The sequence below is a fragment of the Microcystis sp. M109S1 genome (assembly GCF_020247025.1).
Taxonomy (GTDB): Bacteria; Cyanobacteriota; Cyanobacteriia; order Cyanobacteriales; family Microcystaceae; genus Microcystis.
Genome location: NZ_JADBRW010000156.1, coordinates 1 through 9,495, shown reverse-complemented (window position 1 = coordinate 9,495; position 9,495 = coordinate 1). Strand labels below are relative to the sequence as shown.

Sequence of the window (9,495 nt, the reverse complement as noted above, 5' to 3'; positions counted from 1 at the left end):
TTGATACTGTTGAGTTTTAGCTTTAACTTTAAACTCTAAGACAAACATTTTACGCAGGGGGTACTTAGATAAAATCAGTATAGCACAATAAAAGTTAAGTTAACAAGCTATAGTTTAAAAAGCCGTCCTAAAAGGACGGGACTTTAACCCAAAATTTCGGTAAACCACTGGCTAGACAAAGTATATTAACAGCACGACCTGCTGCTAACTGGATCGCATCATAACCTCTTAAGCCATAAGTTTCCGCTAATACCATTCCTGAATTAATTATACTTTCGGTAATTTCGATGACTTGATAATCTTTAAGCGAATCCTTTCTCAACTGATGAACTATTGCTGTTGCATCCGTAACGCTAATACTTCCAGTGCGGGATCGTCGCGTAATAGCAGCCACAATTTCTACCTTGGCGATTGCGGCAATAAATATTTCATTATTGAAAGCAGCAGCAAATAATCCCAATACCCACACTGAACCAGTTTCGCTGATATAACGCTTGACCAAGGCACTACTATCTAAGAAATAAAGTGCCATTTAACGTCGTTCCTCAATAATCGTTTCTGAAATAGGTTTGCCCTCGATTTCAATCAATCGTCGCTCAGTTATCGGTTGAGATGAAGGACGCTTAATCTGCTTCACTAATCCGGCATCAAGAAGAGATTGATGAAATACCGCTTGTTTGTCAGCTTCTTCTTTATCCATAAGATACTGTTGAATCTTCTGATTAAGCTGCTGAAGTTCTTTTAACTCAAGAGTCTCAAGCTGATTCAAGATTTGAGTAAGGATTGCCTGTGTCATAATCTGCTACTTTTTTGGCTGAATCTCTTATTACCGGGGATGAAGACTTGTTAGTCCTGAACCCATTTAGAAACATTAAAATCATCACCGCATTAGCATTTTTGGATACTTATTCCATCAGTTGATGGGGTTTATTTTTTTGCCTACTTTCCTGGCTACACCAAGATTAAAACGTAACTCAAAACACCATGTTATGGAACAACAAACTATAGAAGGAACTTGGGAGGAAACTTTACAGTACCTACACCTGTCAGGCGCGGAGAGGGGAGAATAAATAAAAATAATCTCCTGACTCCTGACGACCGACGGTTCAAAAACCGATAACTGATTCTAGCGATCGATCTCGCCTTCGTAGGGTTGGACACCGATCGAGGGATAATTATCGTGGTTAGGACTGAAAACTTCTAACACTGCATGAGCTAACTTTTGGAAAAAGTCGGGACTCTCGTGCAAGGATTTGAGTGCCGCTTCTAATTCAGGAAGGGAGAAATCGAAGCCTTGCGAGCGAGCTATCTCTAGTAATTGCTGAGGATCTTGGGTTGAGCGCATTTTTTGACCCAATTCTTCGTTTTTAGCGGCTAAGGCGAAAAAGTCGAACACTTGATTTTTAGACATATAAATACTTTTCCTTTGATGATTAAAGGTGTGGCCTCGGCGGCATCGAGGCTAAACTGCCTAGTATGGTTTATTTTTATCCTACCAGTCAGGAGATATCCTCAAAGCAAAAGTTTCGTTTTTCTTTGCTTGTATGGCTGAGTATGCTTTTTCTGGGAAGTAGGGTGTAGGGTGTAGGGTGTGGGGTGTAGGGTGTGGGGAGAACAAAGCAGCCGCGCAGCCTCGGAGCCTCGGAGCCTCTTTCAAGTCAGAGGATAAATAGCCTAAAATAGAAACCTGCACTCTTGTTTCTGTAGCCAGCATCATGAATAAGTCCCCACGTCGTTACCATATCACCACCTTTGGTTGTCAGATGAATAAAGCTGACTCCGAACGCATGGCGGGTATTTTAGAAGATTTGGGGTTTCAATGGTCTGAGGATGCCAACGAAGCCGATTTAATCCTCTACAATACCTGTACAATTCGCGATAATGCCGAACAGAAGGTGTATTCCTATCTCGGTAGACAGGCTAAACGCAAACAAACTCAACCCGATCTTACTTTAATTGTCGCTGGCTGCGTGGCTCAACAGGAAGGGGAACAATTATTAAGACGGGTTCCCGAAGTGGATTTAATTATCGGTCCCCAACACGCAAACCGCTTGGGAGACTTATTACAACAAGTTTTTGACGGTTCCCAGGTGGTGGCCACCGAACCCATCCACATCATGGAAGATATCACCAAACCGCGCCGGGATAGTAATATTACCGCTTGGGTGAACGTTATCTATGGTTGTAATGAACGCTGTACCTATTGTGTGGTTCCGGGGGTGCGCGGGGTGGAACAATCTCGCACTCCTGCGGCAATTCGAGCAGAAATGGAACAATTAGGACAACAGGGTTATCAAGAAATCACCCTTTTAGGTCAAAATATTGATGCCTACGGACGGGATTTACCCGGAGTGACGGCAAGCGGCCGACATCTGCACAATTTCACCGATTTACTCTACTACGTTCACGATGTGGCCGGCATTGAACGTCTCCGTTTTGCCACCAGTCACCCCCGCTATTTTACCGAACGTTTGATTAAAGCTTGTCAGGAATTACCTAAAGTTTGTGAACATTTTCATATCCCTTTTCAATCGGGGGATAATGATATCCTCAAGGCCATGAAACGGGGCTATACTCAGGAAAAATACCGACAGATTATTGCTAATATTCGCGATTTAATGCCGGATGCTGCCATTAGTGCCGATGCGATTGTCGGATTCCCCGGAGAAACAGAGGCACAGTTCGAGAATACTTTAAAATTAGTCGATGAGATTGGTTTTGATCAATTAAATACGGCTGCCTATTCTCCCCGTCCCGGTACTCCGGCCGCTATTTGGGATAATCAATTAAGTGAGCAGGTAAAAAGCGATCGCTTACAAAGATTAAATCATTTAGTGGCCACAAAAGCTGCTGAACGTTCCCAAAGATATTTAGGCAGAATTGAGGAAATTTTAGTGGAAGACGTTAACCCTAAAGATGCTAGTCAAGTTATGGGAAGAACTAGAGGCAATCGCTTAACTTTCTTTACTGGAAATCTTGAGGAATTGCGAGGCACATTTGTTAAGGTTAAAATTACCGAAGTCCGTCCCTTTAGTTTGACGGGAGTGATCTTTTAATAGTTAACAGTGACCTCTCAACAGCGAAAAAAGGCAATAGCTATCGGGAATAATTTGGTACTTTATGGATATTATCGCTATTTTGCAGCAAGATTATCAAAGATTTCCCCTCGATCAAACCTATGATATTTATGCTGATAACGTTTATTTTCAAGACCCTCTCAATCAATTTCGGGGGATTAAACGCTATCGGGAAATGATTGGTTTTATGAGTCAATGGTTCCAAGCTATCAAGATGGATGTCCACGCAATTGAACAGCAGGGAAATATTATTAATACCCGTTGGACATTGCACTGGACAACTCCTTTACCTTGGCGGCCCCGCATCGCTATTTCTGGACGCAGCCAATTAACTCTCGATGACAATAATCTGATTATTTCTCATATCGATTATTGGAATTGTTCACCCTGGGATGTGCTACGTCAGCATTTACCTTTTTCCAGTTCTTAACTAGATTTTTTAACCAGAAAATGCCGACCAACGAGCGCTCGTTTGCTTGACAAAATCCTGTAAAAATGCTAGGCGTTGATTTTGTTCCCAGACCTGTTTAACTTTATTCTGCAAACTCGTCCAATTCCAATCATTATTCAGCTGCTCGTTAATTTCCTGTTCTTGGAAATATTCAATTAAACTTAAACCAGCTAAACGAGTTAGATAGGCTGCTCCAATTCCCTGCACTGTACCACCGGCAATATAAGTAATCGCATTTCCCTTGAGAATCGTTCCTAATGCCTGAGTTGTCACCTCTACCATGCCCAATTGTATCATCATTTTCCCCAGGGTAGTCATGACTGTTTTTGCTTGTTCAAGGGACATTTTTTGTTGATAAATTGCCCCTAAATCCACTAACATTTGAGCGTTAGTGGCTGCCGCTAAAACTAAATCTAAGGCCGCAAGAGGATTAGCAAAAGTGGCAGTAGCGGCTATCCATTGGTATTGTTCGATAACAGGTAAAGCCTTTTTGCGTCGGGATTGATTAAGTAATTGTTTGGTTTCCTTTTCTAATTCTATCGCTTGTCTCCAGATAGTTCCCAGAACTAATTCGGACTTTTCTCGCTCGATAATTTGTTGGAGATGATTATCTAAAGGATCGATAACTACCGTTTGGGTTTCCGTCCATTCCTTGATTTCTCCATTGCTTTGATGTTGACGAACTTTTAGGGGTTCAGGGGCAGCGGCTATGGCTAAAATATGATGAGCAGGAATAGTTTCTTTCAGTCTTTGTTTTAGGGAAAGGAGAATTTCTTCTCTGGTTTCGACGGGTAAACGATCCTGTTTATTGAGTAACAGGATAACACGCTGGTGCATTCGATCGAATTGCTGGAGGATTTGCCATTCGGAATCGGTTAAATCCCCGTTGATAAGATACAAAACTAAGTCGGCTGCTAGGGACTTTTTCTGGTTAGCGGTAGAGTCGAGAGTCAGAAGGGGTTCCGTTTCCAGAAAAGCGATAGATTCTCCAAAGTTGCCGCTTTCTAGTAGTTTTTTTAAGGCAGTTTTACCGGTTTTTCTAGCGCCGGTAATGGCAATTTTCAGGTCTTGGCGACTAAATTCTTGGTTTAATTGGGTTAAACTGGTTTTAAGTGGGGTTAAGTCTTGATTTGGGTCTTCTTTGGCCAGATAATTAATTATCTTCTCGGCCTTGCTAATCGCTTGTTTAACCTTTTCTAGACTCAGGGGAGTGGGGGGGGAAAAATCGATTTTCGAGTTGGGTTTTTGCCAAAACCAGATACCGGCACCAAGGACAAACGCACCTAAAATACCCCAGGAACCGATTTCGCTCAGTCTGCTATTGAGAGTTTCCCCCAGGGTTAAAGCGATGGTAATGCCTATCCCCGTCACTAAAATCGGTTTACCCAATCTTACCGTCATTTTTCCTCATCCTCGCCAATTGCTGTGATTATTCTAGCTTTTTTGTGCTGGATTTCATCCCAAGCCAAACTTTTTAGCCGACAATTCCCCGCATTCGCCCCGGCCGCTCTTGCCTAAAAAGCCCCAGATATGTCATAATGATCGATTGCGTGTAAATTTACCCGATCCCCTGTTGTTATGGCTAGTAAAAAAGGCGTTCGCCTGATCATCACTGTAGAATGCACGGAATGCCGCAGTAATCCCGATAAGCGTACCCCCGGCGTTTCTCGCTACACCACCAGCAAAAACCGTCGCAATACCACCGGCAGACTGGAAATCAAGAAATACTGTCCCCACTGCAATAAGCACACCGTCCACAAGGAAATTAAGTAAGCACACTTTAGTTAAAAAGTCAAGCAATCTTTACAAATCTATGAGCTACTATCGTAAACGTCTCTCTCCCATCTCCCCTAGTCAACCGATTGACTACAAAGACACCGAACTCCTCCGCAAATTCATCACCGAACGCGGCAAAATTCTGCCTAGACGTATCACCGGTTTAACTTCTAAACAACAGCGAGATTTAACTGAAGCGGTGAAACGGGCCCGTTTAATGGCTTTATTGCCTTTTGTCAACCAAGAAGCCTAAATTCAGTGATCAGTAATCAGTAATCACTGTTCACTGATTACTGAAAATAATATATAGAATTAACTAAGTAGGGAGGCACAATTATTTGTAGGATGGGTTAGCGGTAGCGTAACATGAGCGGGCGTTGGGTTTCATGCTTCAACCCAACCTACGTTCATCTTATATTTAATTTCACCCACCCACTTAATTACAGCAGTTATCTTAAATGGTGAGGTAGGAAGTTCTCCTTTTGGAGAGCCGGTCGTCGATACCAAATTAGGCTATGCTTCCTCTTGATGAGAAACGCTGTAATTGAACTCTGATAAGTAATAGGACAAAATTAACTTCTTGGTGAGGATAGGCACTCATACAATATGTGTAATTAATTGTGTCTAGCTGCTTAACTTAAAATTTAAACCTGATAACTGATCACTGATAACTGATCACTGATAACTGATAAGCGATCTCAGTATATTGGGGTTGTTTTCTCGTTTTTGCAAAGAAATATATCGAAATCGGCAGCGGATAGGAAAATTCGTGCGAGAATCTTAAAAAATAATTAAATCGCTCTAGGAGTAGCCAACGATTTTGTGATTATCGATCCAAATCCACCAATTAGCACAATAGGAGGCTCTTATGGAAAAGCAGCCATCAGCAATCGATACCGAGTTAGATGGACAGCTACAAGAGGAGGATTCCGAGCAGTTTCTGCGTAGTATATTTAATTCCGTGCAAGCGTCGATTTTTGTGGTGGACGTGCTGGAAAATAGAGATTTTCGCTATGTGGGGGCAAACCCCGTTCATGAACGCTGGACAGGACTGCGCTCATCAGATATTAAAGGCAAAACTCCCGAACAAATCCTTCCCCCCGATGATGCGCGTAGTGTGCGGCAACACTATAGTGATTGTGTACGTTACGGAACGACTATTTCCTACGAACAGTATTTACCTTTTCAAAATATACCCTACTGGTGGCTAACAACTTTAACACCCCTACGGGATAACAATGCGCGTATCTATCGTTTAGTGGGAACCAGCACCAATATCACCGAACGCAAACAGGCCGAAGAAGCTTTAAGATTACAAGCAGAACGAGAACAACTACTGGGGGTAATGCAGGAAAGAATCCGGCAATCGTTGGATCTTGATCGCATTTTGCAAAGAACTGTTAAAGAAGTGCGACAATTTCTCAACTGCGATCGAGTGTTAATTTATCGTTTATTCCCCGATCAGAGTGGCATGATTGTGGTGGAATCCCATACTGCGAGGATTAATTCTGTCTTAGGAAACAGGATACAGGATCCCTGTTTTAATTTATCCCCAGAACGTCTGGAAAATTATCGCCGCGGGAGAATTCAAGTTATTGAAAATGTCCATAATTCGGGACTTGATCCCTGTTATCGCAACTTACTTACTTCTTTGCAAGTACAGGCTAACTTGGTGGTGCCAATTATCTGCGATAACCAACTCTGGGGGTTACTAATTGCCCAAAATTGCCAAAAAACTCGCTCTTGGCAATCCCAAGAAATCGATCTGCTCAAACAATTAGCCATTCAAGTGGGAATTGCCATTCAACAAGCAGAACTGCACCAACGGGTAAAATGCTTGAATACTGCCCTAGAATCGGAGGTTCAGCAAAGAACCGCCGAATTGCAGATGAGTTTGAAGTATGAAGCATTAATCGGACGGATTACCGAAAAAATTCGCGATAGTCTCGATGAAAATCATATTCTGCAAACCACCACTAGGGAATTAGTCCAGGTTTTACCCGTAGAACGCGCCCAAATTGAGCTTTACGATCCCAGTCGCAGCAAAGCCACTATTGTCCACGAATATACCACTCAAGAGCTTATCTGTCAGGGAATTACCCGTCAAATTAGCGATTTTCCCGAAATCTATCAACCGCTGCTGCACAAACAAATTTTACAATTTGTCGATCGTCTTCCCCTTGGTAATCCGCAAATTGGTCGTGTTAACCGTTGTGCTTGTGCTATCTTTGACGATCAGGGTTTTTTGGGCAATCTTTGGCTAATTCGACCAGCTAATCATATTTTTAACTCTTTAGAAACTAATTTGATTCAACATATTGCCACCGAATGCGCGATCGCTATTCGACAGGCGCGACTTTACGAATCTTCCCAAGCACAAGTGCGGGAATTAGAAAAACTGGAAAGATTAAAAAGCGAATTCCTGAAAACCCTTTCCCATGAACTGCGAACCCCGATTACCAGCATTCGTCTAGCGGTGGAAACCCTGGAAAGTCTCCTAGAATATCAAGGGATCGAGATTGATCCACAGGATTCGATCGGTCAACTGTTGCAAATTCTTAACATTGAATCTCAGCGTCAGAGTAAGTTAGTTAATGATCTGTTGACTTTAACCTATCTGGATGCGGAAACCGAACCCCTGGCGATCGAAGCAATCGACTTACTTTCGTGGCTACCCTTATTAGTGGAACCTTTTCGTCATCTCACCCGTGAGCGACAACAGCCGTTAATTTTAGATATAGATGGGGATATACCGGAGATTAACACCAGTCTGTGTCATATCGAGCGCATCATAGCGGAATTACTGACCAATGCTTCTAAATATACTCCGGAGCAGGGAATAATTAGGGTAAATGTCAGGCGTGCGGATGAGCAAATATTAATTAGTGTGAGCAATGGGGGTGTAGAAATCGCCCCAGAGGAATTATCAAGAATATTTGCCCCTTTTTATCGCATTCCTAACCACGATCCCTGGCGCTACAGTGGTACTGGTTTAGGTTTAGCTTTGGTCTGCAAACTGATTAAACCCCTGAATGCCAGCATTGATGTCACCAGTGCCAACGCTGTCACCACTTTTACCCTCACCTTGCCAATCTAGTCGAGCAGAAAACTTTTTAGAAAAAAACCTTGCAATTATTTCGAGGGCGTGCTATATTGAGAAAGGACTGAAAAACGCCGAGATAGCTCAGTTGGTAGAGCAGAGGACTGAAAATCCTCGTGTCCGCGGTTCAAATCCGCGTCTTGGCATCGGAAAAACACTAAATACGGACAAGGTTTTGAGGTACACCCCTAAATGTGGAGATGTCCAAAAGCGCGCCTGAACTTAAAGCTTTTAAGGAATTGGCAAGGTTAGTCCAGTTTTAGCCTATGAAAATCAGAGGTCATTATTTATGCCCATGGATAGAAGCCGATATCCTAAAAATTGGACATCAATCGCTTTAGCTATCAAAACTCAAGCACACTGGCAGTGCCAAGAATGTGGACTTGATTGCACACCTACCCCGATAGCCGACCGTTCTCTTAAAGCGAGAAAAACTTTGACGGTACACCACCAAGATTACAATCCCGGGAATAATCACCCCGATAATTTGATAGCCTTATGTTCCGCTTGTCACTTAAGGAAGCATTCAGGCAGAAAAGGCAATATAAACATCGGACAGTTAGCTTTATTTACATATGGATCTGATTAAAAGACGACTTGAGGAAATCAACCGACGATTAAACGTGGCAAGGATCGGGGTCGCTTTGGAGATTAGGGGAAAAAGGCTTTATCTCCGGGGAACTTTCCCCCCTAAACCGGGTAAATCTGCTTACTCTCAGCAGAGAATAAGCTTGGGAGTTTACGCTAACAGTGATGGGTTAGATTTCGCTGAATCAGAAGCGAAAATTATCGGGGGATTACTTGCTCAAAACAAATTTGATTGGTCGCATTTTTTAGCAGAGGAAATCCCCCCAGTATGCTTGGTCGGGTATTGGATTGATCGCCTAGAAAATAATTATTTTTCCACTCACCAAAGGAATCCTACCAGCGAGCAGACTTGGAAAATTGATTATTAAGCTAAAACGCACTTAAACCACCTAAAATAGAAATAGTAACTTGAGAAAAATTCTACTTATGCCAGCTAAAGATTTCCTAGATTTAGAAGAAAAGAAAAACTTACAAAAAGCTCTTAAAGAAGAAGAAAGAGCAGA

11 protein-coding genes and 1 tRNA gene are annotated in these 9,495 nt (G+C 42.5%); 8 read left to right on the top strand and 4 right to left on the bottom strand.

Features of this window, described 5'->3' with window-relative positions:
- Window positions 1–127: 127 nt before the first annotated feature.
- From IM322_RS07500 to IM322_RS07490, 3 genes are all read right to left on the bottom strand, one after another.
- Window positions 128–532: a type II toxin-antitoxin system VapC family toxin gene (locus IM322_RS07500; protein WP_287677143.1), complete on the bottom strand. Its 405-nt coding sequence runs from the start codon at window positions 530–532 to the stop codon at window positions 128–130.
- Window positions 533–796: a hypothetical protein gene (locus tag IM322_RS07495; RefSeq protein WP_287078478.1), complete on the bottom strand. Its 264-nt coding sequence runs from the start codon at window positions 794–796 to the stop codon at window positions 533–535. It lies immediately after the preceding gene.
- A 330-nt stretch (window positions 797–1,126) separates the two neighbouring features.
- Entirely contained in the window at window positions 1,127–1,411 is a 285-nt protein-coding gene (locus IM322_RS07490) for a Nif11-like leader peptide family natural product precursor (protein ID WP_002759324.1), read from the bottom strand.
- Between the two features lie 304 nt (window positions 1,412–1,715).
- Here IM322_RS07490 and miaB point away from each other — a divergent pair, with 304 nt between their 5' ends.
- Both miaB and IM322_RS07480 read left to right on the top strand, forming a co-directional pair.
- Window positions 1,716–3,056: a tRNA (N6-isopentenyl adenosine(37)-C2)-methylthiotransferase MiaB gene (gene miaB / locus IM322_RS07485; protein ID WP_287677146.1), complete on the top strand. Its 1,341-nt coding sequence runs from the start codon at window positions 1,716–1,718 to the stop codon at window positions 3,054–3,056.
- A gap of 64 nt (window positions 3,057–3,120) precedes the next feature.
- On the top strand, window positions 3,121–3,507 hold the full coding sequence (locus tag IM322_RS07480) for a C6orf136 family protein (protein WP_287078484.1): 387 nt from the start codon (window positions 3,121–3,123) through the stop codon (window positions 3,505–3,507).
- Window positions 3,508–3,516: 9 nt separating this feature from the next.
- On the opposite strand, the gene IM322_RS07475 is transcribed toward IM322_RS07480, so the two are convergent.
- Window positions 3,517–4,929 (bottom strand): slr1306 family protein, encoded by a 1,413-nt coding sequence (locus tag IM322_RS07475; RefSeq protein WP_287677148.1) that lies wholly within the window; start codon window positions 4,927–4,929, stop codon window positions 3,517–3,519.
- A 177-nt stretch (window positions 4,930–5,106) separates the two neighbouring features.
- Here IM322_RS07475 and rpmG point away from each other — a divergent pair, with 177 nt between their 5' ends.
- The 6 genes from rpmG (at window position 5,107) to IM322_RS07445 (ending at window position 9,360) form a co-directional block, all read left to right on the top strand.
- The gene (rpmG, locus tag IM322_RS07470; protein WP_002734724.1) at window positions 5,107–5,301 is read left to right on the top strand and encodes a 50S ribosomal protein L33; all 195 of its coding nucleotides are present in this window, start codon (window positions 5,107–5,109) and stop codon (window positions 5,299–5,301) included.
- A 40-nt stretch (window positions 5,302–5,341) separates the two neighbouring features.
- A complete protein-coding gene (gene rpsR / locus IM322_RS07465) occupies window positions 5,342–5,557 on the top strand; it encodes a 30S ribosomal protein S18 (RefSeq protein WP_002770735.1) in 216 nt (71 codons plus the stop codon).
- 615 nt (window positions 5,558–6,172) lie between these two features.
- Window positions 6,173–8,401, top strand: a complete 2,229-nt coding sequence (locus tag IM322_RS07460; RefSeq protein ID WP_287677151.1) for a sensor histidine kinase — start codon at window positions 6,173–6,175, stop codon at window positions 8,399–8,401.
- A gap of 76 nt (window positions 8,402–8,477) precedes the next feature.
- A tRNA-Phe gene (locus tag IM322_RS07455) sits at window positions 8,478–8,550 on the top strand.
- A gap of 143 nt (window positions 8,551–8,693) precedes the next feature.
- Entirely contained in the window at window positions 8,694–8,993 is a 300-nt protein-coding gene (locus tag IM322_RS07450) for an HNH endonuclease (protein WP_323800829.1), read from the top strand.
- A complete protein-coding gene (locus IM322_RS07445; protein ID WP_287699042.1) occupies window positions 8,980–9,360 on the top strand; it encodes a hypothetical protein in 381 nt (126 codons plus the stop codon). The genes IM322_RS07450 and IM322_RS07445 overlap by 14 nt, the downstream gene beginning before the upstream one ends.
- Window positions 9,361–9,495 lie beyond the last annotated feature (135 nt).